This window comes from Bacillus sp. GbtcB14 (assembly GCF_019091205.1).
In the GTDB taxonomy this organism is placed as follows: Bacteria; Bacillota; Bacilli; order Bacillales; family Bacillaceae_G; genus Bacillus_A; species Bacillus_A cereus_AG.
The window spans coordinates 1-262 of sequence record NZ_JAGXJT010000187.1 but is presented as its reverse complement, the minus strand read 5'-3'; the positions used below and the strand labels follow the sequence as shown (position 1 = coordinate 262).

Below are 262 nucleotides of genomic sequence, written 5' to 3'. Positions count from 1 at the left end.
AAAATGAAAAGAAGAACAGCTAGAGAAAAAGCTTTGCAGGCACTTTTTCAGATTGATGTCAGCGATATTGCACCGAACGATGCCATTGAGCACGCGCTTGATGGTGAAAAAACAGATGCCTTCTTTGAACAGCTGGTGTACGGAGTGATCGAACATCAGGTTCAGCTTGATGAAATGATTTCCGGCCATCTCGTCAATTGGAAGCTTGACCGGATTGCAAACGTAGACCGCGCGATCCTGCGTCTGGCGGTGTATGAAATGG

General features: G+C 46.6%; 1 protein-coding gene. It reads left to right on the top strand.

Going from position 1 to position 262, the window contains the following annotated elements; genetic code table 11:
* Positions 1–3: 3 nt before the first annotated feature.
* A partial coding sequence (nusB, locus tag KVT31_RS29670) for a transcription antitermination protein NusB (RefSeq protein ID WP_217613739.1) occupies positions 4–262 on the top strand: 259 nt, incomplete at its 3' end.